General features: G+C 70.2%; 25 protein-coding genes and 1 riboswitch. Of the genes, 9 read left to right on the top strand and 16 right to left on the bottom strand.

The features are described 5' to 3' along the window. Positions 1–75 precede the first annotated feature (75 nt). Positions 76–1,932 carry a DUF2207 domain-containing protein gene (locus AC6CCG_RS14520; RefSeq protein ID WP_496655258.1) on the top strand — a complete coding sequence of 619 codons (1,857 nt, stop codon included), beginning with the start codon at positions 76–78 and terminating at the stop codon, positions 1,930–1,932. Between the two features lie 8 nt (positions 1,933–1,940). Here the strand turns inward: AC6CCG_RS14520 and AC6CCG_RS14515 are convergent, their stop codons facing one another. Continuing rightward, on the bottom strand, positions 1,941–2,177 hold the full coding sequence (locus tag AC6CCG_RS14515; protein WP_496655257.1) for a hypothetical protein: 237 nt from the start codon (positions 2,175–2,177) through the stop codon (positions 1,941–1,943). 69 nt (positions 2,178–2,246) lie between these two features. On the opposite strand from AC6CCG_RS14515, the gene AC6CCG_RS14510 reads away from it, so the two are divergent. The 4 genes from AC6CCG_RS14510 (at position 2,247) to AC6CCG_RS14495 (ending at position 6,352) form a co-directional block, all read left to right on the top strand. Then, the gene (locus AC6CCG_RS14510; protein WP_496655256.1) at positions 2,247–2,669 is read left to right on the top strand and encodes a PPOX class F420-dependent oxidoreductase; all 423 of its coding nucleotides are present in this window, start codon (positions 2,247–2,249) and stop codon (positions 2,667–2,669) included. Between the two features lie 205 nt (positions 2,670–2,874). Further along, positions 2,875–3,078, top strand: a riboswitch (cobalamin riboswitch). 87 nt (positions 3,079–3,165) lie between these two features. Further along, entirely contained in the window at positions 3,166–4,383 is a 1,218-nt protein-coding gene (locus tag AC6CCG_RS14505) for an ABC transporter substrate-binding protein (RefSeq protein ID WP_496655255.1), read from the top strand. 95 nt (positions 4,384–4,478) lie between these two features. After that, entirely contained in the window at positions 4,479–5,507 is a 1,029-nt protein-coding gene (locus AC6CCG_RS14500; protein ID WP_496655254.1) for a FecCD family ABC transporter permease, read from the top strand. Continuing rightward, positions 5,507–6,352, top strand: a complete 846-nt coding sequence (locus AC6CCG_RS14495) for an ABC transporter ATP-binding protein (protein ID WP_496655253.1) — start codon at positions 5,507–5,509, stop codon at positions 6,350–6,352. Before AC6CCG_RS14500 ends, AC6CCG_RS14495 begins: the two co-directional genes overlap by 1 nt. Here the strand turns inward: AC6CCG_RS14495 and AC6CCG_RS14490 are convergent. Then, positions 6,291–7,079, bottom strand: a complete 789-nt coding sequence (locus AC6CCG_RS14490) for an IclR family transcriptional regulator (protein ID WP_496655252.1) — start codon at positions 7,077–7,079, stop codon at positions 6,291–6,293. The genes AC6CCG_RS14495 and AC6CCG_RS14490 overlap by 62 nt on opposite strands. A 176-nt stretch (positions 7,080–7,255) precedes the next feature. Here AC6CCG_RS14490 and AC6CCG_RS14485 point away from each other — a divergent pair, with 176 nt between their 5' ends. Continuing rightward, positions 7,256–8,248 (top strand): SDR family oxidoreductase, encoded by a 993-nt coding sequence (locus AC6CCG_RS14485; protein ID WP_496655251.1) that lies wholly within the window; start codon positions 7,256–7,258, stop codon positions 8,246–8,248. Between the two features lie 63 nt (positions 8,249–8,311). Here the strand turns inward: AC6CCG_RS14485 and AC6CCG_RS14480 are convergent, their stop codons facing one another. Beyond that, complete coding sequence (locus tag AC6CCG_RS14480; protein WP_496655250.1) at positions 8,312–8,929, bottom strand: mycothiol-dependent nitroreductase Rv2466c family protein; 618 nt, start codon at positions 8,927–8,929, stop codon at positions 8,312–8,314. A gap of 50 nt (positions 8,930–8,979) precedes the next feature. Here AC6CCG_RS14480 and treY point away from each other — a divergent pair, with 50 nt between their 5' ends. Then, positions 8,980–11,232 carry a malto-oligosyltrehalose synthase gene (treY, locus tag AC6CCG_RS14475; RefSeq protein ID WP_496655248.1) on the top strand — a complete coding sequence of 751 codons (2,253 nt, stop codon included), beginning with the start codon at positions 8,980–8,982 and terminating at the stop codon, positions 11,230–11,232. Between the two features lie 4 nt (positions 11,233–11,236). Here treY and AC6CCG_RS14470 read toward each other — a convergent pair whose 3' ends face one another. Continuing rightward, positions 11,237–11,740 carry a MarR family winged helix-turn-helix transcriptional regulator gene (locus AC6CCG_RS14470; protein WP_496655247.1) on the bottom strand — a complete coding sequence of 168 codons (504 nt, stop codon included), beginning with the start codon at positions 11,738–11,740 and terminating at the stop codon, positions 11,237–11,239. Between the two features lie 49 nt (positions 11,741–11,789). On the opposite strand from AC6CCG_RS14470, the gene AC6CCG_RS14465 reads away from it, so the two are divergent. After that, the gene (locus tag AC6CCG_RS14465; protein ID WP_496655246.1) at positions 11,790–12,341 is read left to right on the top strand and encodes a hypothetical protein; all 552 of its coding nucleotides are present in this window, start codon (positions 11,790–11,792) and stop codon (positions 12,339–12,341) included. On the opposite strand, the gene AC6CCG_RS14460 is transcribed toward AC6CCG_RS14465, so the two are convergent. The 6 genes from AC6CCG_RS14460 to AC6CCG_RS14435 all read right to left on the bottom strand — a co-directional run bounded on the left by AC6CCG_RS14460 (position 12,262) and on the right by AC6CCG_RS14435 (position 19,301). After that, a complete protein-coding gene (locus tag AC6CCG_RS14460) occupies positions 12,262–12,732 on the bottom strand; it encodes a GbsR/MarR family transcriptional regulator (RefSeq protein WP_496655245.1) in 471 nt (156 codons plus the stop codon). The genes AC6CCG_RS14465 and AC6CCG_RS14460 overlap by 80 nt on opposite strands. A gap of 38 nt (positions 12,733–12,770) precedes the next feature. Next, complete coding sequence (locus tag AC6CCG_RS14455) at positions 12,771–14,396, bottom strand: ABC transporter permease (RefSeq protein ID WP_496655244.1); 1,626 nt, start codon at positions 14,394–14,396, stop codon at positions 12,771–12,773. Beyond that, entirely contained in the window at positions 14,393–15,298 is a 906-nt protein-coding gene (locus tag AC6CCG_RS14450) for an ABC transporter ATP-binding protein (RefSeq protein ID WP_496655243.1), read from the bottom strand. Before AC6CCG_RS14450 ends, AC6CCG_RS14455 begins: the two co-directional genes overlap by 4 nt. Before the next feature lie 59 nt (positions 15,299–15,357). Next, positions 15,358–15,927 (bottom strand): dihydrofolate reductase family protein, encoded by a 570-nt coding sequence (locus tag AC6CCG_RS14445; protein WP_496655242.1) that lies wholly within the window; start codon positions 15,925–15,927, stop codon positions 15,358–15,360. Between the two features lie 207 nt (positions 15,928–16,134). After that, entirely contained in the window at positions 16,135–18,228 is a 2,094-nt protein-coding gene (locus tag AC6CCG_RS14440) for a hypothetical protein (RefSeq protein ID WP_496655241.1), read from the bottom strand. A gap of 203 nt (positions 18,229–18,431) precedes the next feature. Next, positions 18,432–19,301, bottom strand: coding sequence for a TetR/AcrR family transcriptional regulator (locus AC6CCG_RS14435; protein WP_496655240.1), 870 nt, complete (start codon positions 19,299–19,301; stop codon positions 18,432–18,434). A 94-nt stretch (positions 19,302–19,395) separates the two neighbouring features. Between AC6CCG_RS14435 and AC6CCG_RS14430 the strand changes: the two genes are divergently transcribed. After that, positions 19,396–20,007 carry a GNAT family N-acetyltransferase gene (locus AC6CCG_RS14430; RefSeq protein ID WP_496655239.1) on the top strand — a complete coding sequence of 204 codons (612 nt, stop codon included), beginning with the start codon at positions 19,396–19,398 and terminating at the stop codon, positions 20,005–20,007. A 69-nt stretch (positions 20,008–20,076) separates the two neighbouring features. On the opposite strand, the gene tuf is transcribed toward AC6CCG_RS14430, so the two are convergent. The 6 genes from tuf to AC6CCG_RS14400 form a co-directional block, all read right to left on the bottom strand. Then, positions 20,077–21,273, bottom strand: a complete 1,197-nt coding sequence (gene tuf / locus AC6CCG_RS14425) for an elongation factor Tu (protein WP_496655238.1) — start codon at positions 21,271–21,273, stop codon at positions 20,077–20,079. A 140-nt stretch (positions 21,274–21,413) separates the two neighbouring features. Continuing rightward, positions 21,414–23,510: an elongation factor G gene (gene fusA / locus AC6CCG_RS14420; protein WP_496655237.1), complete on the bottom strand. Its 2,097-nt coding sequence runs from the start codon at positions 23,508–23,510 to the stop codon at positions 21,414–21,416. Positions 23,511–23,600: 90 nt separating this feature from the next. Continuing rightward, positions 23,601–24,071, bottom strand: a complete 471-nt coding sequence (gene rpsG, locus AC6CCG_RS14415; protein WP_179751233.1) for a 30S ribosomal protein S7 — start codon at positions 24,069–24,071, stop codon at positions 23,601–23,603. Beyond that, positions 24,071–24,442 (bottom strand): 30S ribosomal protein S12, encoded by a 372-nt coding sequence (rpsL, locus tag AC6CCG_RS14410; RefSeq protein WP_152361955.1) that lies wholly within the window; start codon positions 24,440–24,442, stop codon positions 24,071–24,073. The genes rpsG and rpsL overlap by 1 nt, the downstream gene beginning before the upstream one ends. Positions 24,443–24,713: 271 nt before the next feature. Beyond that, complete coding sequence (locus tag AC6CCG_RS14405; protein ID WP_496655236.1) at positions 24,714–25,385, bottom strand: MOSC domain-containing protein; 672 nt, start codon at positions 25,383–25,385, stop codon at positions 24,714–24,716. Between the two features lie 10 nt (positions 25,386–25,395). Then, positions 25,396–25,779: a MerR family transcriptional regulator gene (locus tag AC6CCG_RS14400; protein WP_496655235.1), complete on the bottom strand. Its 384-nt coding sequence runs from the start codon at positions 25,777–25,779 to the stop codon at positions 25,396–25,398. Between the last annotated feature and the right edge of the window lie 38 nt (positions 25,780–25,817).

Below are 25,817 nucleotides of genomic sequence, written 5' to 3'. Positions count from 1 at the left end.
CAGCCGCATTGTCAGCGGTTGGCCATGACATCTGTCATCCCGCCCGTGGCCACACCGTGTCCTATCGTGGGCTGGGTGAAACGCTCACCCGGCACCCGCTTCGTCCGTCTGATCGCAGCCCTCGGTCTGGCCCTGGCCGGCCTCTTCGCGCTCGCGCCGGCGGCCGCCGCCGAGGGGGACGACTGGGCGATCACCAAGTATGCGATGGCGGTCCAGCTCGCCGAGGACGGCACCGCCAAGATCAGCGTCGACTTCGATTTCGACTTCGGCGCCGAGGAGGGCCACGGGCCGTACCTCGTGCTGCCGTCGCGGCAGGCCATCCCGGGCGACTCGGAACACTGGCGCAGCTTCCCGATCGAGCTCGGCGCGGTGACCAGCGGCACCGGGGCCCCGACCGACGTCGACACCGAGACCAAGAACGGCCTGCTCGCCGTCAAGATCGGCGACGAGAACAAGGAAGTCTCCGGGCTGCAGTCGTACCACGTCGAGTACACGATCCGGGGCTTGATCAATCCGCGCGCCGAGGGCGGCCTGGACGAGCTGAACTGGAACGTGATCAGCAACTGGGAGGTGCCGCTGCGGAACGTGTCGATCATCGTCAACGGCCCGGCCGACATCTCCGCGGTCAAGTGCTTCACCGGGCAGGCCGGCAGCCAGCAGCAGTGCCAGGCGTCGGGTTCGGGCGTCGGCTCGCAGTTCACAGTGCCGGAGGTGCCGGAAGGGCAGGGCATGACGATCGTCGCCGGCTGGCCGGGCGGCACCTTCGTCGGTGCCGAGCCGATCCTGACCAAGCGGCACAACCTCGGCAACACGTTCACCACCAACCCGATCACCGTCGGTGGCGGCGTGCTGATCGCGGCCCTCGGCACCGGCGGCCTGGCCGCGATCGCCCGGCGCCGCGGCCGGGACGAGCGCTTCGCCGGGCTGACCCCGGGCCTGGCCCCGACGGCCGGTGCGGACGGGGCGGCGACCACGGTCGGCGGCAGCAGCGGCCCGGTCGCGGTCCGCTTCACCCCGCCGGACGACGCCCGGCCCGGTGAGGTCGGCGCGCTGATCGACGAGAAGGCGCAGCAGCGCGACGTGACGGCGACCGTGATCGACCTCGCGGTCCGCGGGCACCTGCGGATCGCCGAGGTGGAGCCCGAGCCCGGCTCCAAGCTGCCCGGCGGCAAGGACTGGGAACTGACCCGGCTGGGCGGCTCCGATCAGCTCCGCGGGTACGAGTCCGCGGCGCTGAACGGGCTGTTCGACAAGGGCAACCCGATCCGGATGACCGAGGCGATGGCCGGACTCACCGGCGCCGGCGTACCGGCCAAGCTGCTCACCGACGTGACCGACGAACGCGGCTGGTTCAAGGCCAACCCCGGCACCGTGCGCGGTCTCTGGATCCTGGCCGGCTGCGGCATCGTCGTGCTCGGCGCGATCGCGACCGCCGTCCTGGCCGCGACGATCGGCTGGGGCATCATCGGCCTCGGCATCGTCCTGCTCGGCGTGATGACCTTCGTGTTCTCCGGCCGGATGCCGGCCCGGACCGCCACCGGCACGGCGATGCTGGACCAGGCCAAGGGCTTCCGGCTGTACCTGGAGACCGCCGAGGCCGAGCAGTTGAAGTTCGAGGAGGGCGAGGACCTGTTCTCCCGCTATCTCCCGTACGCGATCGTGTTCGGGGTTGCCGACCGCTGGGCCAAGATCTTCGCCGATCTGTCCGCCCGAGGCCACGACGTGCCGCAGCCGGACTGGTATGTCGGGCCGTACGTCGGGGCCGCGGCGTTCTACGGCTCCGGCGGCTTCAGCAGCAGCCTGGACGCGTTCTCCAGCGCGAGCAGCGCCGCGATGACGGCCGCATCATCCGGGTCCGGCGGCGGCAGCGGCTTCGGCGGCGGCGGCTCGGTCGGCGGCGGGGTCGGCGGCGGCGGTGGCGGTGGCTGGTGAGTCCCGGCTCAGCCGGCCCGGAGCCGATTGCGCAGCGTGATCAACCGCTTCCGTAGCTCCGCGCGATCGCCCGGCTCGCCGAGCCGCGGATCGTAGTTCCGCAGATCCACCTCGCGGGCCAGGTCCGCCGAGCCGCCGAGGTCGTCGATCTCGCGGACCAGACCGTCCAGCTCGGCACCGAAGACCGTGAACCCGTGCACCAGGATGTCGGTCAGGGCATGATCACCGGGCTTTCCGTTGGGCATGACCCACATCATGCCGGAGCCGCGATGCCGTCGGAATAACCGTCCCACCCGTCGCGGTTGCCGATTTCCGTGAGCACCCTGACCCTTCCGAACGAACTCCGCGACCTGATCGCCGCCGGCCCGCTGGTACACCTGACCACGATCAACCCCGACGGCGGCCCGCAGGTCTCCGTCGTCTGGGCCGGTCTGGACGGCGACGACCTGGTGACGGCCCACCTCGGCCGGATCCGCAAGCTGCGCAATCTCGAGCGGGATCCGCGAGCCGTCCTGTCCTTCCTCGCCCCCGGGACGCCCGGCGAGCTGGAACACCCGTACGTCACGCTCCGGGCCCGCGGCACCGTCGTCGAGAGCGACCGTGCCTGGGATCTGCTGAACGACTGGATGAAGCTGTACGTGGGCCCGGGCCAGGAGTTCCCGGCGCCGCGAACCTCGGGCTACCTGGTCCGCTACGAGGTGGACCGGATCGGCGGCGTCGGCCCTTGGGCCGAGTGACGCGCCGGGCAACCTGGGATTCCGACTCCGGTCAGATCTGAGCGAAAGCGTCCGGCCGCGCCGCCCGAAGCCGATTGGATGCGCGGACGGGCCGAACCGGCGGAGGGCCGGGGCTGATCGTCCGCTCGGTGCGGTCGCGGCGGATGGCCCGGCGAGGCCGGCCATCCCGGCTCGGGTGCGCGCCGGGGTGGGCGCCCTGGTCGCGGATCGGGATTAGACTGACGGCCGCCAGCGGGGAGGGAATCCGGTGCGAGCCCGGAACTGCCCCGCAGCGGTGAGTGGCGACGGCGACCGCGCCGAACGCACTGGGCCTGAGCCGTGAGGCGGGCCTGGGAAGCGGCGGCCGCCGGCAGGTCGGCAACGGCCGGAACCCACGAGTCCGAAAACCTGCCGCTGGTGTCCGGGTCGCCGATCCGGGCGTCCGGCGCCGCGAGGGACGGTCCGCCGGATCCACGTCCGGCCGCACAGCGGCCGAGGTCCGGAAGGCCTTGCACCAGTGAGCATTCACGGCATCCGCGGGCGGTTGCTCGCGTTGTTGATCACCGCGAGCATGATCGGCTTGGCCGGCTGCGGTACGACAGCACCGCCGGCCCAGACGTCGTCCTCGGCGCCGGCCGGCGTCGACAGCGCCGGCTGCGTCCAGGGCTTCGATCCCGGGGCCGACTACTACCCCCAGAAGCAGCAGCTCGAGTTCGCCGAGAATTTCACGATCAGTTACCACGGGTCGTACCAGGTGGTCACGGTGAAGCAGCCGGTCGTCGGCGGCAAGCCGGAGAGCTACGTCCTGCTCCGGTGCGGAGCACCGAAGCCGGAGCTGACCGGTGACCTGGCCGGCGCGCAGGTGATCACGACGCCCGTGACGAGCCTCTTCTCGGGCTCCACGACACACCTGCCCGCCCTCGAGGCGCTCGGCAAGCTGGACACGGTGACCGGGGTCGCCGCGAAGGCGTACATCTCCTCGGAGGCGGCCAAGAAGCGGGCTTCCGGCGCCGAGGTGACCGAGTACGCGGCCGCCGGGACGCCGGACGCGGAGACGATCGTCGCCGCGAAGCCGGATGTGCTGATCACCGACGGCACCGACTCACCCGCCTATGCGACGGTCCGCGACGCCGGCATCGGAGTGCTCGGCGGCGCCGAGTTCCTGGAGACCGACCCGCTCGGCCGGGCCGAGTGGCTCAAGCTGTTCGCGGCGCTGACCGGCACCGAGGCCGAGGCCGGACCGATCTTCGACAAGATCCGCGACGACTACACCAGGACGAAGCAGCTGGTCGCCGACGCCGAACCGGTCGACCTCGTGCTCAGCCAGCCGTACCAGGGCGTCTGGTCGGTCCCGGCCGGCGGCAGCTTCGCGGGCAAGATGATCAAGGACGCTGGTGGCACCTGGCCGTGGCAGGACGACCCGTCCACCGGGTCGATCAACACCGACCTGGAGGCCGTCCTCGGCAAGTCGGGCTCGGCCAGGACCTGGATCACCACGGCCAACTGGCGGACCAAGAAGGAGGCCACCGCCGAGGAGCCGCGGCTGGCCGAGTTCACCGCGTACAAGTCGGGCAAACTCTGGGCGCCGAGCAAGCAGCTCAACGACGCCGGCGGCAACAACTACTTCGAGCTCGGCGTGCTGCGGCCCGACCTCACCCTGGCCGACCTCGTCGCGATCACCCACCCCGACCTGCTGCCCGACCACACCTTCACCTTCTACCAACCCCTCTCGTGACCGCCCCCACCCCCACGACATCCGCCGACCGGTCACCGAAGCAGCCGTTCTCGCGGCGTGTCGCCGCACCAGTGACCGGTCGGCGGAATTGGGGGGTGGGGGTGCTGATCCTGGCCGGGCTGCTGGTGCTCGCGGTCGGCGTGGTCGCGGTCGCGGCGGCGGTCGGCACGGTCAACATCCCGGTGCCGGCCGTGCTCCGGTTCCTCTTCACCGGCGATGCCGGAGACCCGACCTGGACCACGCTGCTGGACCGGGTCCGCCTCCCCCGCGTCGGTACGGCGGCGACGGCGGGAGCCGGGCTGGCGGTGGCCGGGCTGGTCATGCAGACGCTGTTCGCGAACCCGCTCGCCGACCCGTACGTGCTCGGCATCTCGTCCGGGGCCAGCCTCGGCGTCGCCCTGGTCACGCTCGGCGGCGGCTCGGTCGGCGCCGGGTTCGTCGCGATCACCGGTGCCGGCCGGGCCGGGGTGGTGGTCGCGGCGGCGGCCGGCGCGCTCGCCGTCCTGTTGGTGATCTTGTTGTTCGGCCGCTGGATCTCCTCGGTGATCACACTGTTGATCATCGGCGTGATGGTGTCGTCGGCGGTCGGCGCGATCACCTCGCTGCTACTGGCGTTCGCCGAACCGGCACGGTTGCAGCAGTTCATCTCCTGGGGGCTCGGCTCGTTCAGCGGCGTCCCGCGCGGTGACCTGGTCCTGCTCATGATCATCGTCGGCGTCGCCGCGATCATCCTGGCCGGCCTGAGCCAGAGCCTGAACGCGATGCTGCTCGGCGAGCGGTATGCCGTGACGATGGGGGTCCGGGTCCGGCTGATCCGCTACACCGCGATCACGGCGACCGCGATCATCGCCGGCGCGGTGACCGCCTACTGCGGCCCGATCGCCTTCCTCGGCATTGCCGTACCGCACCTGGCCCGGCTTCTGATCGGCACCTCGGACCACCGGATCCTGCTGCCGGCGACACTGCTGCTCGGAGTGATCATCGCGGTCGGCTGTTCCATGATCACCCAGCTGCCGCCCGGCGACCTGGTGCTGCCGGTGAACGTCGTGTCCGCGTTGGTCGGGGTGCCCGTCGTACTGGTGGTGCTGGTCCGGTCGCGCCGACTGGCGGCGGGAGCGGTCTGATGGAACACCGCCTCAGCCTGACCGGCGTCGCCGTCGGCTACCGGGCCCACCGGCCGCGGACCGGCGCCGCCGTGATCGCCGACCGGATCGAGGTCGACGCCGACTCCGGCACGGTGACCGCACTGCTCGGGCCGAACGGCGCCGGCAAGTCCACCCTGCTCCGCTCGATCGTCGGGCTGCAGCCGCTGCTGGCCGGCCGGGCCCTGCTGGACGGCCAGCCGATCGACCACCTCCCTGCTCAGGTACGCGCCCGTCGGCTGGCCGTCGTGCTGACCGACCGGGTCGACGCCGGCCTGCTCACCGCGCGTGAGGTGGCCCAGCTGGGCCGGCATCCGTACGCGCGCCTGACCGGACGGCTGAGTGCCCGGGAGCGTGACCTGGTCGACGGCGTGCTGCACCGCCTGCACGCGCAGCCGTGGGCCGACCGCCGGTTCGCCGAGCTGTCCGACGGCCAGCGGCAGCGGATCCTGCTGGCCCGCGCCCTGATCACCGAGCCCGAGTTGTTGATCTTGGACGAGCCGACCTCGTTCCTCGACGTCGGGGCCCGCGTGGAGCTGATGATCCTGCTGCGGGAACTGGCCGCCGAGCAGGGCCTGATCGTTGTCGTGTCGACCCACGAGGTCGAGCTGGCCCTGCGGACCGCCGACGCGGCGTGGTTGATCGACAACGGCACGGTCCGGTCCGGCACGCCGGAGGAGTTGATCACGTCGGGTGCGATCGCCGGGGTGTTCGAGACCCCCTCCGCGCGGTTCGACGCGGCGACCCGGACCTTCGGCCCGGTGATCAGCTCGCAGCCCGGTGCCGACCGCCCGCATCCAGAGCCCGGGAGATCGCCATCGCGGTAGACCGGACCACCGGCGCGAACTGCCGCGCCTGGGCCAGTTCGGTCGCGCCGGTCACCGAGATCGCGCCGACGACGGTCCGGCGGCGGTGGAACACCGGCGCCGCGACGCAGAACAGCCCGGGCCGGGATTCCTCGACGTCGTAGGCGATCCGGGACTCCCGGATCCGCGCGAGTTCACGGCGCAACTGGTCCGGCCGGGTGATCGTCTTGCCGGTCCGGGCCTCCAGCGGGCCGGCCAGCACCGACTCCACCAGCGCCGGCGAGCTGAAGGCCAGGATCGCCTTGCCCAGGCCGGTCGCGTGCATCGGGGCCCGGCCGCCCGGCCGGTAGTGGTTCACCCGGTTCGCCGCCGGCGAGATCTTCTCGATGTAGATGATCTCCGAGCCCCGCGGGACGGCGACGTTGCAGGTGAGCCGGGTGATCTCGTTCAGCGTGTGCGCGTACGGAATCGTCAGCTCGCGCAGCTTCGCGTGGTCGGGCACCAGGTGGCCGAGCTCGAACAGCCGGACGCCGAGCCGCATCCCGCGCGGCCCGCGTTCCAGCGCACCCCAGCGTTCCAGGTCGCCGACCAGCCGGTGCGTGGTCGACTTCGGGATGCCGGAGCGCCGGGCCATCTCGCTGATGCTCAGCTCGACGTCGTGCTCGGAGAACAGGTCGAGCAACGCCAGGCCGCGCAGCAGCGAGGACTGTGCCGACGCGTCGCCGGACTGATCAGCGGGACGCAACATGTCCGTTCCTCCGCCCGAGATGATGAGCCTGGGTGGTGTCGAACACCACGTGTCGAGCACTCAGGGCCAGGTCGTAGTATCCGCCCGATTTCCACGTTTCGCAATCGTTGCGCCACGTTTCGGAATCCGGTTACCGTCAGGCCTCGCCTGCCGGATCGTGGCGAAGAATGGCCCGCATGACGCTCTCCGTACTCTTCCTCGGCGGCACCGGCACCATCAGCAGCTGGTGCGCCCGGCGCGCGGTCGACGCCGGCATCGCGCTCACCGTGCTCAACCGCGGCACCACCACCCGGCGCCCGCTGCCCGAGGGGGTCGAGGCGCTGCGCGGCGATGCCCGCGACCCGGACTCGGTCCGCGCCGCGATCGGCGACCGCCGCTTCGACGTGGTGGTCGATTTCGTCGCGTTCCTGCCCGAGCACGTGGCGGCCGACATCGAGGTGTTCCGCGGCCGGACCGGCCAGTTCATCTTCATCAGCTCGGCGTCGGCGTACCAGAAGCCGGTCGGCCGGCTGCCGATCACCGAGTCGACCCCGCTGCACAACCCGTTCTGGAAATACTCCCGGGACAAGATCGCCTGCGAGAACGTCTTGATCGACGCCTACCGGAACGAGGGTTTCCCGGCCACGATCGTCCGTCCGTCGCACACCTACGACGAACTGCGCACGCCGCTGCTCGGCGGGCACGCCGACATCGACCGGATGCGTGCCGGCCGGCCGGTGCTGGTGCACGGCGACGGCACCTCGCTCTGGACCCTGACCCACAGTTCCGACTTCGCCGTCGCGTTCACCGGGCTGCTCGGCGACCGGCGGACGGTCGGCGACAGCTTCACGATCACGTCCGACGAGGCGCTCACCTGGGACCAGGTCTACCGGGCGATCGGCGCCGCCGCCGGGGCCGAACCGAATCTGGTGCACGTCTCCTCCGAGACCATCGCCCGCTACGCGCCCAGCCAGGGACCCGGCCTGCTCGGCGACAAGGCGCACTCGGTCGTGTTCGACAACACCAAGATCAAGTCCGTGGTGCCCTCCTACGTCTGCAAGGTGCCGTACGCGGAGGGGGCTCGACGGATCGTCGCCGCCTATGACGCCGACCCGTCGCTCGCCTCGCCGAACCAGGAGTTCGAGGACGTCTACGACACGCTGGTCGGCCTCGCCACCAGCGCGCCCTGAGCCTGCCGAAGGGCCGAGCCGGATCGGATCTTGCCCTTCGACAAGCTCAGGGAACGTTGTCGATCAGTCGAAGTGCAGCGAGTCGGTCCGCTCGCGCTTGATCTCGAAGAAGTACGGGAACGAGGCGAGCGTGACCGTCGCGTCCCAGAGCTTGCCCGCCTCCTCGCCGCGCGGGATCCGGGTGATCACCGGTCCGAAGAACGCGACACCGTTGACGTGGATCGTCGGCGTGCCGACGTCCTTGCCGACCTTGTCCATGCCCTCGTGGTGACTGGCCCGGATCTCCTCGTCGTACTCCGTCGACTCGGCGGCCTCGGCCAACTCCAGGGGCAGCTCCAGCTCGTCCAGCGATTCCTTGATCACCTCGGCGAAGTCCTTGTTGCCCTGGTTGTGGATCCTGGTGCCGTACGCGGTGTAGAGCGGGCTCAGGATCTCGTCGCCCTTGAGCCGGGCGGCCGCGATGGCGACCCGCTGCAGGGCCCAGCCGCGGGCGACGCCGTTCCGGTAGTCGTCGGAGATGTCCTGCTTCTCGTTCAGCACGGCGAGACTCATCACATGGAACTTGGTCTCGATGTCGCGGACCTTCTCCACCTCGAGGATCCAGCGGGACGTGATCCAGCAGAACGGGCAGAGCGGGTCGAACCAGAAGTCGGCGCGATCGCGCGCAGTGGTATCAGTCACGCACAACGACAACCCAGCGCCGCCGGCAGCTATTCCCGTAGGCTCGCCGGGTGATCCCGAGCTCGACGTACCGGCTGCAGATCCGACCCGGCTTCACCCTGTCCGACGCCGCCGAGCTGACCGGCTATCTGGCCGAGCTGGGCGTCGGCGCGGTGTACCTCTCGCCGCTGCTGCGGGCCACCAGCGGCTCCGATCACGGGTACGACACCACGGACCCGACGGTGATCGACCCGGACCGTGGCGGCGACGCGGGCTGGCGGGCGCTGCTCGAGGCGGCCCGCGAGCACGGGCTCGGCGTGGTCGTCGACATCGTGCCGAACCACCTGGGGATCTCCGTGCCGCAGGAGAATCCGGCTTGGTGGGATGTGCTGACCCACGGGCCGGAGTCGCGTTACGCCGGCTGGTTCGACGTCGACTGGGCCGCCGGACCGATCATCCTGCCGATCCTCGGTGACGAGGGCTCGCCGGAACTGGTCGACGGCGAGTTGCGCTATTTCGAGCACCGGTTCCCGCTGGCGCCGGGCAGTTGGTCCGAGGGCGACGACGCCGCGGCCGTTCATGATCGACAGCACTACCGACTGGTGCACTGGTCCCGCGGTGATCATGACCTGACCTACCGGCGGTTCTTCTCGATCACCACCCTGGCCGGGGTACGGGTCGAGGACGAGTCGGTCTTCGCGGCGACCCATGCCAAGATCGCCGACCTGGTCGCGGACGGGATCGACGGGCTGCGGATCGATCATCCGGACGGGCTTGCCGACCCGACCGGCTACCTGGGCCGGCTGCGCCGGCTCGCTCCGGACGCCTGGATCGTCGCCGAGAAGATCCTGGAGCCCGGCGAGGAACTGCCGGCCGAATGGCCGATCGCCGGCAGCACCGGGTACGACGCCCTGGCCGAGGTGGACCGGGTGCTCCGCGACCAAGATCAGGACGGGCCGCTGACCGAGCTGTACCGCGAACTGACCGGCGACGACGCGAGCTTCGCGGAGCACGTCGAGCGCGGCAAGCGGATGGTTGCCGAGACCCTGTTCCAGGCCGAGCAGCGGCGGCTGGCCCGGCTCGCCCCGGACGTCGAGCGGACCGGCGAGGCGCTGGCCGAGGTCGCCGTCGCCTACGAGGTCTACCGGTCCTACCTGCCGATCGGCGGCGACCGGCTGGACCGGGCCATCGACGAGGCCACGCGGCGGCGCCCGGACCTTGCGGAAACCCTTTCCGGGTTGGATTCTCGGCTCCGCGATCCGGCCGACGAGCTGGCGGCACGGCTGCAGCAGCTGGCCGGGGCCGTGATGGCCAAGGGGGTCGAGGACACCGCCTACTACCGCTACAGCAGGTTCGTCGGCGGCAACGAGGTGGGCGGCGATCCGGCCCGGGTCGGCGGCACGGTCGAGGAGTTCCATGCCGCGCAACGGCGGCGACTGGACCGCAGCCCGGACGCGATGACCGCGCTGTCCACCCACGACACCAAGCGCGGCGAGGACGTCCGGGCCCGGCTCGCCGTACTCCCGGAGCTCGGTGAACTCTGGGCCGGCTTCGCCACGACCTTCCTGGACCGGACCGGGCTGCCGAATCGCCGGTTCGGTTACCTGCTGGCGCAGACCCTGGCCGGCACCGGCCCGATCGAACGGGACCGGCTGCACGCGTACGCGGAGAAGGCGGCCCGGGAGGCCGCAGAGGAGACCGGCTGGACCCGGGTCGATGCCGGGTACGAGAGCGCACTGCGGACGGCGGTCGACCTCGCCTACGACGACCCCGAGCTACGCGCGGCCTGGGACCGGCTGGACACCATGATCACCGGCCCGGCGCGGTCCAACGCGCTGGCCGCGAAGCTGCTCCAGCTGACCGCGCCCGGTGTCCCGGATGTCTATCAGGGTACGGAACTGTGGACCGACTCACTGGTCGACCCGGACAACCGGCGTCCGGTCGACTTCGGCCGGCGAGCCTCGCTGCTGGCCGGGCTTGATCATGCTCCCCCGGTCGACGCCAGCGGCGCGGCGAAGCTCTGGGTGACCAGGTGCGCACTCAGGCTGCGCCGGGAGGTGCCCGGCCTGTTCACCGGCTACCGGCCGGTGCCGGCGACCGGGCCCGCGGCCGCGCACCTGGTCGGCTTCGACCGTGGCGGCGTGATCACGCTCGCCACCCGGCTACCGGTCGGGCTGGCCCGGACCGGCTGGGCCGACAGCACCGTCGACCTGCCCAGCGGGCTCCGGGACCGCATCACCGGCCGGGAGGTCGCCGGCGGGCCCACCGAGCTCGCCACCCTGCTGACCGACTACCCGGTCGCGCTGCTGGCCCCGGCCCGGTGAGCCCTCAGAGCCCGTCGGGGGCATCGGTGAGGGCCCTGGTCTCCCGACGGAGCACGGCCGTCGTCCGTACGATCCAGTCGGCGATCGCGGCCTGCTGATCGGGCGGATACCGCTCGGCGAGCTCGGCCATCGACCGGCTCAGTGACCGGAACGCGGCCGCCGCACGCGGGTTCGGCCGCGGCACCGCGATGATCACGACCCGCCGCCGGTCGGCCGGATCCCGGTCCCGGCGGACCAGCCCCGCCCGGTCCAGCCGGTCCACCAGGCCGGTGATCGCGCCGGGCGTCAGACCGGTCCGGCGGGCCAGGTCGGTCGCGGTCAGCGGGCCGTGCCGGGCCACGATCCCGTACGCCTTGTGGTCCGTTGCCGACAATCCGCTCACCGCACCGATCGCCTCGTGGAACAACACGATGGCGTCGCTGAGTTCGGCGCCCAGCCGGCCCGGATCGAGGTCGGCCGCACCGGGGTCCGGTCCAGGGTTGCCCTGATGTCGTCCGTCCCGGCTCATGAAACTATTTTAGTCATCTAAACCATTCACCTCTCTGAAGGAATCGATCATGACACGTCCCACCTGGCGGCAGGCCCTGGACACCCTCGGCGAGGCGATCCGGTTCTTCGGCCGCAACTACCCGGTCGTCTTCGGCTTCGGCGTCCTGGCCTCGATCCAGCGCGCGGGCTCCGTGCTGTTCGGCGATCAACTGCCCGCCGCCGCGAACCTGGCCGGGGAGGTGTTCACGTTCGGAGTCCGGGCCGCGTTCGTCGCCTGGCTCGGCTGGCGGCTGCTGGCTCGCGAACCCGAAGGGTCGTCGTTCCCCGAGTCGGCCCGGCGGATCGGGCGCGGCCTGGTGGCCTCCTGGCGGGTGCAGCTGTGGCACGCCGGCTACCTGCTGGCCCTGACCTTGATCTTCAACAACCTGCTCGAGGGCGTCGGTCCGCTGCTGGTCCCGGCGTCGGCTCAGGACCTGTTCTGGGCAGCGTTGCTCGCGATCAAGAACGTGACGATCATCCCGTTCTGCATGATCTGGTTGATCATGATCCTCCGCCGCGCGCTGCACGGAGCTGCTGCCACTCCGCGACCAGCGCCGGAGTCCGTTCGGCCACGAAGCTGAAGAAGTCCCGGGTCTCGGCCAGCCGCCGGCCGGCCGCGGTGTCCTCGCCGACCGCGTCGACACCGCGGTCGAACTCGGCGGCCAGCCGCGGATAGACGGGATTGCGGGAGATCACGGCCTCGTACCAGTGATCACTGCCGAGCGAGTACGAGTCCAGCCGCTCACCCGGATTGCGGGACTTGATCAGGAACCCGGCCTGGATCAACGAGCGTCCGGCACCGCTGATCGCGGCCGGGCTGACGGACAGGGTCTCGGTCAGCTCGGGTACGGTCAGACTGCCGGTCTCCGACGAGAGCACGGCGCCGAGCACCCGGGCCGCCATCCGCTGCAGCCCGGATCCGGCCAGCACCAACGCCAGACTCTCGATGAATTCGACCCGTGACTCGACCATCGTCCCTCCCGTCACCTCTGTGGCACCTTACCGGCCGTTCAGCCGGTCCGGAGATCCCGGCGACGCAAGGCCTGCAACCCGATCACGGCCAGCCCCGCCGTGATCACGGTCAGGACGATCAGCGGAACGACCTGCAGGGCGGCCCCGGTGATGATCTTGCTCACGTACGCGAACGGGATGACGAGGTTCGCCGCGGCGTAGCGCAGCCCGAGGATTGGACCGAGGCTCTCGCCGAACACGTTGACGAAGATCCAGGCGAGCCAGCCGCCGACCACCGCGATCCGCGGGGCCAGCCCGATCAACGCCATGATCACCCCGGCGAGCACCCAGATCGCCGGCACCTGGATCACCGCCGCCGCGAGCACGCGGCCGACCTGGGCCGGCCCGGTGCCGGAGGTGACGCCGTAACTGAGCCCTGCGGCGAGCCCGCTGGCCACCATGATCGCGAGGCTCCCGGCCAGGGCGATCAGCAACTGGGCGCCGGCCCAGGCCCGGCGGCTGATCGTGGTGGACAGGGTGACCTCGGCCAGCCCGCCGGCCTCGTCGGCGCGAAGCCGCGCCAGCACCAGCACCGGATCGAGCGCGACCGTGCCGGCGATCGAGACCAAGATCATCCAGATGAAGGTGTCGGCGATCGGCGCGTCCGGCCGGGCCGCATAGCGACCCAGGAACTCCTGGATCTGCGGCCCGCCGCGGTCGGCGATCTCGGGCATCCCGGCCGCGACGCCGGCGGTGGCCAGCGAGATCCCGGTGCAGGCAGCCAGCCAGCCGACCAGGAAGCCACGCTGCAGCCGCCAGGCCAGCCCGAGCGCACCCGACAGACTCGGTGCGGCCGCGTCCGGCCCCGGCCGGGCCGCGATCACGCCGGAGCCGAGATCCCGCCGGTCGGCCAGCCGAGCCGTGACGACGATTCCCGCCACGACAGCGGCGAACGGCACCAGCAGGACTGCCCAATGCTCACCCCCGTACGGGGCGATCAGATGGCTCCAGCCGGTGAAGGACAGCCAGCGCAGGCCGAGCAACCCGCTGCCGTCGGCCACGAACCGGATCAGGTACGCCAGCCCCAGCGCGACCGCCGCCAGCACCGTGGCGCCCCGAGCCCGTTCGGTCAGTTGGGCCGCCAACACGGCGATCACCGCGGCCACCGCGCCGGCCGCCACCAGCGCGGCGGCGAAGGCGAGGCTGCCACCGACCCCGGCGCCGAGCATGATCAGGCCCACCCCGATCAGGGCAGCGGTGATGATCACGACCACCAGCCCGATGATCAAGCCGGACAGCCAGGAGGCGTGCCGGCCGACCAGGCCGGCCCGGACCAGCTCGAGCCGGCCGGACTCCTCCTCGGCCCTGGTCTGCCGGATCACGATCATGATCGCGAACAGGGCCAGCAGCAGGTACAGGATGTCGCCGATCTTCCACACGACCAGGGCGCCGAGCGTGGCACCGCCCAGTTGCCCGGTGAACGCTGTGAGTGCGGTGTTGCCGCCGACCTCGGCGGCGAAGGCCTCCCGGTCGGCGACCGACGGGAAGGTCCGCGCGTACTGCAACGCGGTGCCGATGCCGAGCAGCACCAGGAACGCGACGGTCCCGATCAGCAGCACCCGGTTCCGGCGCAGGCCGAGCCGCACCGCGAATCCCGTTCCCTGGAAGGGATTCCCGTCGATCATCGGACCGCTCCGACCGGTTCCTCGGTCTGGTAGTGCCGGAGGAACAGATCCTCGAGGCTGGGCGGCCGGCTGACCAGACTGCCGACGCCGGCCCGGGCCAGCGCGCCGAGCAGTTCGCTCAGCGCGTGCGCGTCGACCTGGCAGTTGATCATGGAACCGGCCAGCCGGACGTCGTGTACGCCGGCCAGTCCGGCCAGGTCCGGCACCGGACCGGTCAGCTCGGCGGTGATCGAGGTGCGAGTGAGGTGACGCAGGTCCGCGAGCGTGCCGGACTCCACCGTGCGGCCGGACCGGATGATCGTCACCCGGTCGCACAGTGCCTCGACCTCGGACAGGATGTGCGAGGACAGCAGCACGGTCCGCCCGGCGGACCGCTCCTGCTGGATGCAGTCCGTGAAGACCGCCTCCATCAGCGGGTCGAGGCCGGAGGTCGGCTCGTCCAGGATCAACAGGTCCACCCGGGCCGCCAGCGCCGCGATCAGCGCGACCTTCTGCCGGTTGCCCTTGGAATAGGTACGGCACCGCTTGCGCGGGTCGAGGTCGAACCGCTCGATCAGTTCGGCGCGCCGGGCCGGGTCGAGTCCACCACGGAGCCGGCCGAGCAGATCGATCACCTCGCCGCCGGTGAGGTTCGGCCAGAGGGCGACATCGCCGGGCACGTAGGCCAGCCGACGATGCAGCTCGGTCGCGTCCTGCCAGGGGTCATTGCCGAACAGCCGGACGACGCCGAGGTCGGCCCGGATCAGGCCGAGCAGGATCCGGATGGTGGTGGACTTCCCCGCCCCGTTGGGGCCCAGGAAGCCGTGCACCTCGCCGGACCCGACCTGCAGGTCGAGCCCGTCGAGGGCGACGTTCGTGCCGTACGCCTTGCGCAGGCCGGCGATCTCGATGATGGGAGTCACGCCTGTCAGCGTACGTCGATATTCACAGATTTGTGAAGATTGTGAATTGTGTGCTCGACTCAGGCGCGGCTGAACCAGGTGACCTGGGCGCCATTGTCGAACTCCTCGCGCCGGGTCGGCCTGAACCGAGTCGGATCGAACCCACCGGCGAACATCGGGATCCCGGCGCCGGCGACGACCGGATAGCTCTTGATGATCAAGGCGTCGACCTCCGGCAGCACCGAGGCGGCGAGCTTGCCGCCACCACACAGCCAGATGTCGAGCTCCGATGCCTCGGCCTTCAGCCGGCGCACCAGCGAGATCGGGTCGTCGACCACCTCGACCGTCGGGTCGTCGACCTCCAGCGTGCTGGAGACCACGTACTCCCGAAGATGCGCGTACGGGTGCGTCGACGGGATCTCCAGGGCCGGCTCGAACGTGCCCCGGCCCATGATCAGCGTGTCGAACGCCTTGTTCTCGGCGCCGTCGAACCCGAGAGCTCGGCGGACATGCGTCGGCAGGGTCTCCGGGTAGCGCTCGTTGATCCAGTTCATCATCTCCTCCGACACCGGATAGAAGTCGACCTCCTGACCGGGGCCGGCGATGTAGCCGTCGAGGGACACCCCGACGTAGTAGACGAGCTTGCGCATCCTGTGATCCTCTCCTCGAAGTACTTCAAGCATAGTACTTCAAGCGGAGTGGTTACAAGTGCGAGCAGTGCGACGGGAGTCACGTCGATCGCACCTTCGGTCGGACTGCCGCGCCGGTAGTGTCCGGGGTCCGACCGTGGCCGGGACGCCACCGCTTCAGCACCCACGAGCGTGCGGCCGCCGGCCACGGTCCTCCCGCCGGGCGGGTCAGGGAGCGGGAACCAGCCCCTCCGAGCGCACCAGCCAGTCCGCCGGGAAGCCCGGCGCCACCCGCCTGGGCCCGTCCGTCCAGCCGGCGGCCATCATCGCGACGGCGGCCAGCAGTCCGCCGTTGCCCGGCAGGTAGAGCGGCAGCGAACTGGTCTGCCGGTTGTGTCCGTTGGGCAGCACCTCGTTCTTGTGCCGATCGGCGAGCAGGGCGTCGATCGCGACGTCGGGCCGGTCCAGGCGCGCGGCGCACATGGCGATCACCGGGTAGTCCCAGCCCCAGGTGCTGGACCAGTCCCAGTCGCCGAGGACGTCGTCCAGGGTCGCCGCCATCACCGCGGAGTTGATCTTGGTCGTCTGCGGCAGCACGCCGAGGGCGCACAGCATGGACGGGTGATCGGTCCGGATCGTGTACGGGTCGACGCCGATCGCCGGGTAACGACCCTCCCGCGGGACCGGCGCGATGATCTTGTCGGAGACCTCCCGCCAGGCGGGGTCGGCGGGACGGCCGAGCCGCCCCCGCCAACGGCAGGCCAGGTCCAGGGCCCAGTGCCAGTAGACGAGTTCGTACGTCGGGTTCCACAGCTCGGCCCGCATCCCGCCGTAACTCTCCTGGGCCGGGATCAGCGGCGGGCCGAGCTCGTACCCGCGGTCGGTGGGCACCGCCAGGTCCGCCATGAAGTCCGCACTGGCGAAGACGACGTCGGCGAACTCCTCCAGCACCGCACGGTCCGGTCGGGCCCGGTAGGCCAACTCGGCCAGGAAGATCGGGTGCGGCTGCTGCCAGACCAGGAACGGGCCGATCGAGCTGGGCGCCTCGCGGACGTCCGGCCCGATCTGCTTGGGCCAGCGCGCGCCCCGATAGCCCTGATCTGCGGCGATCGCCCGGGCCGCCGGCAAGGCGCCGTGATACCAGCGCAGGCTGCGCAACAGCAGGTCCGGCCGACCCCAGAGCGCGAAGTGGGCACTGTGCCACCAATGCATCTCCAGGTGGAACTTGCCGCGCCAGGAGTTGCCGATCAGGCCGGTCTCGGCCGGCGGCGTCGAGCCGGCACTGAGCGCGGTCAGGTACTGCGACAGCACCGTGCGCCGTTCCAGTTCCGCCGCCCGCGGATCGTCGGTGCCGGACAGGTCCACCGCTCCACCGCCGGACCAGTAGCCGGACCACCAGGCCGCCGCCCGCCGCCGGACGTCGGCGAACGCCGGAAGTTGATCTTGGAGCCGCTCGGGCCCGAACCAGGCGCGCAGCTCGAGCTCGTTCGCGTCACCCGGGTCCAGCCGGAGCGTGTGCGGGCCGCCCCGGTGCAGCCTCGCTCCCGGCGTCGCCGCCAGGTGGACCTCGTAGTGAGTGTCGTCCAGGTCGCGCCGGATCGCCCACCCGTCCTCGGTCGACTCCAGCTCGGTGCGGTGCCGGTCGGGTGCTGACCAGTCGGCCGAGCGGTGCCAGTCCTCGCTGCCGTACGGGAAGTCGAGCCGGATCGCCAGCAGCCCGGTCGACAGTGCGGACGAGACGATCCGGACCGCGACGAGATCCCGGTCCGGGTCGCAGACGGTGATCACCCGGACCTCGTGACCAGCCAGGGTGAAGGTGCTGTGCAGGGCTCCGTTCCAGGCGTCCAGGCGCTGCTCGGGCGACTCCAGGTCGGCGGGCCCGATCGCCTCGCCGGCCGGCCCGCGGTCGGTCCGGACGAACCCGAGCAGGCCGAGATGCAGCCGGTGCGGATTGGCCCGCAACCAGAGATCACGATCATTGGTCCCGTGCTCGGTGCCGCCCTTGACCGCTCCGGTCTGGTCGACGTAGCGAACCGGGCCGCGCGGGCTCTCGTACGTGATCATGGAATCGGCGATCCGGTACGGTTCCGCCGGCGGAACACTGTGCCAGCCCCACTGGCTCATCGTGCCGAGCAGCGTCCCGTCCACCGCTTCCGGATCCCGCGGGCCGACCGGATAGTGCTCGGGAAAGGTCTGCAGACCGGTCAGATCGGCCGTGAAGCAGAACTCTCCGTTGCCGACCGTCAGCGGCGACCGCGGATCCGCCTCCCGCAGCACCACCTCGTGCCGCCGCACCACCGCCTGCCGATCGATGCCGTCCACCGTTCCCCCTCGGGGTGAGAAATCGCTTTCTCGGGTGAGAGTATCCGGCGCGGTGGTCCGCGGCGGAGCCGGGTTCTCGACCACCGGCCCCAAGCCCGCCGCCGCCCGCGGGCCGTGAGTCCCGCCCCGCCGCCCCCGGTCTCGAGCGCAGCAACGATCCCGAACCCTTCCCGCCGACCGGTCACTTGCGCAGCGACACACCGTCAGAACCGCTGCTTGGGTGACCGGTCGGCGGAATCGGCGGTGGGGCCGAAGCGGAGGGCGATGCCGTCCAGCAGCAGGGCGAGGCCGGCGTCGAGGACCGCGTCCAGGTCGAGGTCGGGCGGGTCCTCCCCGCCGAACAGCCGAGACATCAGGGCCGAGGAGTTCGGGGCCAGCAGCTCGGCCAGATCGGAGTGCGCCGACTCCGCGGGAACGGACCCTGCGGGAGCGGGGGCGGTGCGACGCGGCACGGCCTCGGCGCTCCAGAGCAGCGCGATGCCCTGGACCAGGCCGGAGACGGCCAGGTAGCCCGCCAGCAGGTCGCGCGACGGCAACCCCGGCCGGTCCAGGGCGGTCAGGTAGCGCTCCAGGATCTCGAACAGGGCCGGCCCGACCGGCGGCCGGATCCGCGCCAGCACGGTGAGCAGCCACGGGTGGCTCCGGTAGAGCTCCCATTCCTGACGTGCCTCGTGGCGGAGCCGGGTCCGCCAGTCCGCCGACCCGGGCGGCGCCGGTACGTCAGCGAGGACGAGCTCGGCCATCGCGGCCAGCAGGGCGTCGCGATCGGCGTAGTAGCGGTAGAGCGCGGCGGTCGCGACTCCGAGCTCGGTCGCCAACCGCCGGGTGGACAGGGCGTCCAGGCCCAACCGGTCGGCCAGCTGGACCGCGGTCCGCGCGATGGAGACCGCGGTCAACGGCCGGCCGCGGCGCCGTGGGGCGGGTTCGGGCGCCGTGCTGACGGCGTCCCGGCGGGAGCGGTACGAGCGGGCCTGGCAGGAACGGGAGCAGTAGCGGCGGCGCCGGCCACGCTCGGGCTGAACCAGGCTGCGGCCGCATTCCCGGCAGCTCGCCCGAACCCGTTCGTACGCCATTTCGTCACACTAGCCGCTGTGACGAAACGGTGGGAGACCCCGCTTCTCAAACCTAATCTGGCCGGACACACAGTGATCACCGGGAGGAGCCAGCATGCCAGATCCGCTCACCGTGCGGCGCGCGACGGACGCGGACCGCGACGCCGTGATCCACGCGTTCGGCCGATGCACCGATGAGGTGGTGACGTCCTGGGTGGTGGCCGGCGAGTCCGACGCGTCGTTCCGGGACGAGCAGGTCCCTCTGATCATCGACTCGGGCCTGCAGCAGGACGAGGTCTGGATCGCCGGCTTCGGCGACGAGGTCTGGGCCGTCGCTATCTGGCAGCGGGTCGAGTCGGTGGACCGGTTCCGGACGGACGCCGACGGTGCCGGCGAACTACACCGGCAGAACCCGGACTTCGCCCCGTTCCGCCGGCTCGCCGCCGTGACGGCCTACCTCGCCGATGAGCACCCCCGGGAGTTCCCGCATCTCTATCTGCAGGTCATGGTCACCGTGCCCGAGCGGCGGGGCCAGGGCGCGGGGCGCGCGCTTCTCGAGACCCGATTGGCCCTGCTGGAGGGCGAGGGAGTGCCGGCGTTCCTGGAGGCCAGCACCGAGCGAGCAGCCCGGCTCTATGCCCGGTGCGGCTTCCGCCGCGAGGGGCGCCCGCATCCCCTGCCGGAGGGCGGACCGACCTTGATCCCCATGTGGTTCAGGCGCCCCTGATCACCTTCAGGGAAAGACAAAGCCCCGGTCCGCTGCTGCGGACCGGGGCTTCGCCGGATGATCAGTTGATCACTTGATGATCTTCGTGACCCGACCGGCGCCGACGGTGCGGCCACCCTCACGGATCGCGAACTTCAGCTCTTCCTCCATGGCGATCGGCTGGATCAGCTGAACGGACATGTCGGTGTTGTCGCCCGGCATCACCATGTCGGTGCCCTCCGGGAGCTGAACGACGCCGGTGACGTCGGTCGTCCGGAAGTAGAACTGCGGGCGGTAGTTGTTGAAGAACGGCGTGTGACGGCCGCCCTCCTCCTTGCTCAGGATGTAGACGCGCGCCTCGAACTCCGTGTGCGGGGTCGTGGTGCCCGGCTTGATGATGACCATGCCGCGCTCGACGTCCTCGCGCTTGGTGCCGCGGAGCAGCAGACCGACGTTCTCACCGGCCTGGCCCTCGTCGAGCAGCTTGCGGAACATCTCGACACCGGTGACCGTGGTGGTCTGCTTGGTGTCGCGGATGCCGATGATGTCGACGGTCTCGTTGACCTTGACGACGCCACGCTCGATCCGGCCGGTCACCACGGTGCCACGGCCGGTGATCGTGAAGACATCCTCGACCGGCATCAGGAACGGCTTGTCGACGTCGCGCTCCGGCTGCGGGATGTAGTCGTCCACGGCCTTCATCAGCTCGAGGATCGAACCGGCCCACTTCTCGTCGCCGTTCAGCGCCGGGAAGGCCGCGACCTTGACGATCGGGGCGTTGTCGCCGTCGAACTCCTGGCTGGACAGCAGCTCCCGCACCTCGAGCTCAACCAGCTCCAGGATCTCCTCGTCGTCGACCATGTCGCACTTGTTGAGCGCGACGACGATCGCCGGAACGCCGACCTGACGGGCCAGCAGCACGTGCTCGCGCGTCTGCGGCATCGGGCCGTCGGTCGCCGCGACCACGAGGATCGCGCCGTCCATCTGAGCCGCGCCGGTGATCATGTTCTTGATGTAGTCGGCGTGACCCGGGCAGTCGACGTGTGCGTAGTGCCGCGCCTCGGTCTGGTACTCGATGTGGGTAATCGAGATGGTGATGCCCCGCTGCCGCTCTTCCGGCGCCTTGTCGATGTTCTCGAAGGCTTCGGTGTTCGGGTTGCCGACGGGATCGTGGTCGTGGAGCACCTTCGAGATCGCCGCGGTCAACGTGGTCTTGCCGTGGTCGATATGCCCGATGGTGCCGATGTTGACGTGCGGCTTAGTCCGCTCGAACTTGGCCTTTGCCACTTGGGCTCCTTCTGGGTTTGTCGCCACGCGGTAGCGGGGCGCATATTTCTATCGGTTCTGCTAGGTCGGACCCTGCTTGATCGGACACAGCCCGGCCTAAGTGTTGTGGTTGTCTTCGTTCAGGTCAAACCGTGAGGAATTCACTCACCGCGGGACTTCTGAACGATCTCGTCGGAGATCGTCTTGGGCACCTCGGCGTAGGAGTGGAACTCCATCGTGTAGCTCGCCTGACCGGACGTCTTGGACCGGAGATCGCCCACGTAGCCGAACATCTCCGACAGGGGTACGAGGGCGTCGACAACCTTGTTGCCGTGCTGGTCCTTCATCTCCTGCACCTGGCCGCGGCGGGCGTTGAGGTCGCCGATCACCGTACCCAGGTAGTCCTCCGGCGTGGTCACCTCGACCGCCATCATCGGCTCCAGCAGCGCGGGATCGGCCCGGCGCGCGGCCTCCTTGAAGACCATCGAGCCGGCGATCTTGAACGCGAGCTCGGAGGAGTCGACGTCGTGGTACGCACCGTCGGTCAGGGTCACCTTGATGTCCTCGACCGGGTAACCGGCCAGGACGCCGAACTGCATGGCCTCCTGGATGCCCTGATCCACCGACGGGATGTATTCCCGCGGGATCCGGCCACCGGTGATCCCGTTGACGAACTCGTAACCCGAACCGGCTTCCTGCGGCTCGAGATCGATCAACACCTTGGCGTACTGACCCGAACCACCGGACTGCTTCTTGTGCAGGTACTCGACCTTCTCCACCTTGCGGCGCAGCGTCTCCCGGTAGGCCACCTGCGGCTTGCCGATGTTGGCCTCGACCTTGAACTCGCGCTTCATCCGGTCGATCATCACCTCGAGGTGAAGCTCGCCCATGCCCGCGATGATCGTCTGGCCGGTCTCCTCGTCGGTGTGGACGCGGAAGGTCGGGTCCTCCTCGGCCAGCCGCTGGATGGCGACACCCAGCTTCTCCTGGTCCGACTTGGTCTTCGGCTCGATGGCCTGCTCGATCACCGGCGCCGGGAAGTCCATCGACTCCAGCACGACCAGGTTGTTCGGGTCGGACAGCGTCTCACCCGTGGTGGTGTCCTTCAGCCCCATCACGGCGACGATCTGCCCGGCACCGACCGACGCGATCTCCTCACGCTTGTTCGCGTGCATCTGGTAGATCTTGCCGATCCGCTCGCGGCGCTGCTTGGTGCTGTTGATCACCTGGCTGCCCGCCTCCAGCCGGCCGGAGTACAGCCGGATGTAGGTCAGCTTGCCGAGGTGCGGGTCGGCCGCGATCTTGAACGCCAGCGCGGCGAACGGGTCGTCGTCGCTGGGATGGCGCTCGATCTCCACCGACTCGTCGCCGGGCTTGAAGCCCATGATGGCGGGGATGTCGGTCGGGGCCGGCAGGTACGCGATCACCGCGTCCAGCAGCGGCTGGACGCCCTTGTTCTTGAACGCGGAGCCGCAGAAGACGGCCGTGATGGCGCTGGACAGCACCGCGCGGCGGACGGCGTGCTGGAGCTGTTCCGCGGTGGGCTCCTCGCCCTCCAGGTAGAGCTCCATCAGCTCGTCGTCGTGCTCGGCGACCAGCTCGACCAGTTCGGCGTGCGCCTGCTCGGCGCGCTCCTTCATGTCGGCCGGGATCTCCTCGACCTCGTAGTCCTCACCGATCGCGGTCTCGCCGCGCCAGGTCAGGGCCTGCATCTTGACCAGGTCGACGACGCCGATGAAGCCGCCCTCGGCACCGATCGGCAGCTGCATGACGGCGGGAATGGCGTTCAGCCGTTCCTTGATCGTCTTCACGCAGAAGTCGAAGCTGGCGCCGGTGCGGTCCAGCTTGTTGACGAAGCAGATCCGCGGGACGCCGTAACGGTTCGCCTGCCGCCACACGGTCTGGCTCTGCGGCTCGACGCCGGCCACACCGTCGAAGACGGCGACCGCACCGTCGAGCACCCGCAGGTTGCGCTCCACCTCGATGGTGAAGTCGACGTGTCCCGGGGTGTCGATGATGTTGATCTGGTGGTCTTTCCAGTGACAGGTCGTCGCGGCGGACGTGATCGTGATGCCGCGCTCCTGCTCCTGCTCCATCCAGTCCATCGTGGCCGCGCCGTCGTGGACCTCACCGATCTTGTAGTTGATCCCGGTGTAGAACAAGATCCGCTCGGTGGTCGTGGTCTTGCCCGCATCGATATGGGCCATGATCCCGATGTTGCGGACCTTGCCCAGGTCAGTCTTGATCTCGACGGCCATGGGGACGCGTTCAACCTCTTCTTTGTACGAAAATTGCGGTGCCCCTGGTGCCGGATCGAATCCGGCACCGGGGCGGTGGGGGTGCCGCTGTTACCAGCGGTAGTGGGCGAAGGCGCGGTTGGCCTCGGCCATCTTGTGCGTGTCCTCGCGACGCTTGACCGCAGCGCCAAGCCCGTTCGAGGCGTCCAGCAGCTCGTTCATCAGCCGCTCGGACATGGTCTTCTCGCGACGCTGCCGGGAGAAGGAGATCAGCCAGCGCAGCGCCAGGGTCGTCGACCGGCCCGGCTTCACGTCGACCGGCACCTGGTAGGTGGCGCCACCGACGCGGCGGCTCTTCACCTCGAGGGCGGGGCGCACGTTGTCCAGTGCCCGCTTGAGCGTCTGCACCGGATCGACACCGGTCTTGGCCCGGGTGCCCTCCAGGGCCGAGTACACGATGTTCTGCGCGATGGTCTTCTTGCCGTCGACGAGCACCTTGCTGACCAGCTGGCTGACCAGCGGCGAGCCGTACACGGGATCGACCATCACCGGGCGCCGCGGGGCGGGGCCATTGCGGGGCATTACTTCTCCTTCTTCGCGCCGTACCGGCTGCGAGCCTGCTTGCGGTTCTTGACACCCTGCGCGTCCAGCGAGCCGCGGATGACCTTGTAGCGGACACCCGGCAGGTCTCGCACTCGACCGCCGCGGACGAGCACCATCGAGTGCTCCTGCAGGTTGTGGCCGACGCCGGGGATGTAGGCGGTGACCTCGACCCCCGAGGACAGCTTGACCCGGGCGACCTTGCGCAGAGCCGAGTTCGGCTTCTTCGGTGTGGTGGTGTACACCCGCGTGCACACGCCGCGACGCTGGGGCGAACCCTTGAGCGCAGGCGTCTTCGACTTGCTCACCTTGTCTGCGCGGCCCTTCCGGACCAACTGCTGAATTGTGGGCACCGCTGAATATCTCTTTCTGTCACCGGATCTGAGGGTGCGCCCTGCCAGGGAGACCCGGCCGGACAGCTGTGCGAACACGCAGGATCACGGGGATCAAAGCCGGGCACGCACCAAGATTCGGGCAAGCCCGAACACAGTGGACAAGGTTATCCGGTCAGTCCTCGCCGGTCAAAGCGTGCACGGTGGCGCCGTGACCAGGGGCTTTCCGACCTCCAGAATAGGCGCGCGGACCAAGCCGGTCGGGCACCACCGGCGCGTGTTGCACGATCGGTCAGCCGAGGCTGAAGGTCTCGCCCCGGGACGCCATCCCGTGCAGCTCCTCGCCCAGGTCCTCGGGGCCCGCGGCGAGCATGCCCGGCAGCAGTTCGGGCGCGTCGATCAGGGCCGCGAAGGCGTACGCGATCGTCACGTCGTGCGCGGGCCGGTGGATCACCTCGATCGGGTCGCCGGCGCTCAGCTCGCCCGCCTCGAGGATCCGCAGGTACGCCCCCGGCCGCCGGTCCCGGACGAAGTGCTTCAGCCAGCCGCGTTCGCCGGTCCAGCCGCGGAACGTCGCGCACGGGATCCGTGGCGAGGTGACCTGGACGACCACCCGGGCACCGATCCGCCAGCGCTCCCCGATCCGGGCCTCGTTCACGTCGATCCCGCTGGTGGTCAGGTTCTCGCCGAAGTACCCGTCGGCCAGCTCGCGGCCCAGCCGGTGCGACCAGGCGGCCAGGTCCTCCCGCTGGAACACGTACAGGGCCTGGTCGTCGCCGCCGTGGTTCTTCCGGTCCCCGATGAAGTCGCCGACCAGCCCGCTGCCGAGCCCGCCGTGCTTCGGTCCGGGCGGCCGGACCTGCACCGGCCCGGCCACCGGTCGCTTGTCGATCCCGGTCGACGTCTCATCTTTGTACGGGTTCGGCGCCGCCCGCCCGACGTTGATCGACGCTACGTGTCCCACCCGGCCGAGCCTACGGTCCGCTCCCCCGCGACTCCGAGCGGATTTTCTCCGGCACGGCAGCCAACTCCACGATCACCCGGTCCAGAGCAGCGGCGGTCCGGGTCAACTGATCGGCCTCGGCGAGGATCCGGGCCCGTTCCTCGCCGAGCCGACGAGCCAGGTACGGGGTGCGCAGTGTCGGATCGGTGAGACACGGCAGCACATCCAGGATCGTCCGGCTGCTCAGTCCCGCGTCCAGCAGCCGCCGGATCAATGCCACCCGGTCCACCGCCCGGGCGTCGAACACCCGCTGCCCGCTGCTGGTCCGGTTCGCCTCGAGCAGGCCCTGGCTCTCGTAGTAACGGATCGACCGCACGCTCGCCCCGGTCCGCGTCGCCAACTCCCCGATCCGCATCGTCGAACCTCCTCTTGCCCCTGACATCGGCGTCAGGC

It is taken from the genome of Microlunatus sp. YIM B11417, assembly GCF_059617205.1.
Note: the sequence above shows the minus strand (reverse complement) of the source record. Positions and strands in the feature narration are given on the sequence as shown.

Coding starts and splice junctions, on each gene's coding strand:
- AC6CCG_RS14515 (WP_496655257.1), bottom strand. CDS start 2,177: ATGCCCAACGGAAAGCCCGGTGATCATGCCCTGACCGACATCCTGGTG.
- AC6CCG_RS14495 (WP_496655253.1), top strand. CDS start 5,507: ATGGAACACCGCCTCAGCCTGACCGGCGTCGCCGTCGGCTACCGGGCC.
- AC6CCG_RS14490 (WP_496655252.1), bottom strand. CDS start 7,079: ATGTTGCGTCCCGCTGATCAGTCCGGCGACGCGTCGGCACAGTCCTCG.
- AC6CCG_RS14485 (WP_496655251.1), top strand. CDS start 7,256: ATGACGCTCTCCGTACTCTTCCTCGGCGGCACCGGCACCATCAGCAGC.
- AC6CCG_RS14470 (WP_496655247.1), bottom strand. CDS start 11,740: ATGAGCCGGGACGGACGACATCAGGGCAACCCTGGACCGGACCCCGGT.
- AC6CCG_RS14465 (WP_496655246.1), top strand. CDS start 11,790: ATGACACGTCCCACCTGGCGGCAGGCCCTGGACACCCTCGGCGAGGCG.
- AC6CCG_RS14460 (WP_496655245.1), bottom strand. CDS start 12,732: ATGGTCGAGTCACGGGTCGAATTCATCGAGAGTCTGGCGTTGGTGCTG.
- AC6CCG_RS14455 (WP_496655244.1), bottom strand. CDS start 14,396: ATGATCGACGGGAATCCCTTCCAGGGAACGGGATTCGCGGTGCGGCTC.
- AC6CCG_RS14445 (WP_496655242.1), bottom strand. CDS start 15,927: ATGCGCAAGCTCGTCTACTACGTCGGGGTGTCCCTCGACGGCTACATC.
- AC6CCG_RS14435 (WP_496655240.1), bottom strand. CDS start 19,301: ATGGCGTACGAACGGGTTCGGGCGAGCTGCCGGGAATGCGGCCGCAGC.
- AC6CCG_RS14430 (WP_496655239.1), top strand. CDS start 19,396: ATGCCAGATCCGCTCACCGTGCGGCGCGCGACGGACGCGGACCGCGAC.
- fusA (WP_496655237.1), bottom strand. CDS start 23,510: ATGGCCGTCGAGATCAAGACTGACCTGGGCAAGGTCCGCAACATCGGG.
- rpsG (WP_179751233.1), bottom strand. CDS start 24,071: ATGCCCCGCAATGGCCCCGCCCCGCGGCGCCCGGTGATGGTCGATCCC.
- AC6CCG_RS14400 (WP_496655235.1), bottom strand. CDS start 25,779: ATGCGGATCGGGGAGTTGGCGACGCGGACCGGGGCGAGCGTGCGGTCG.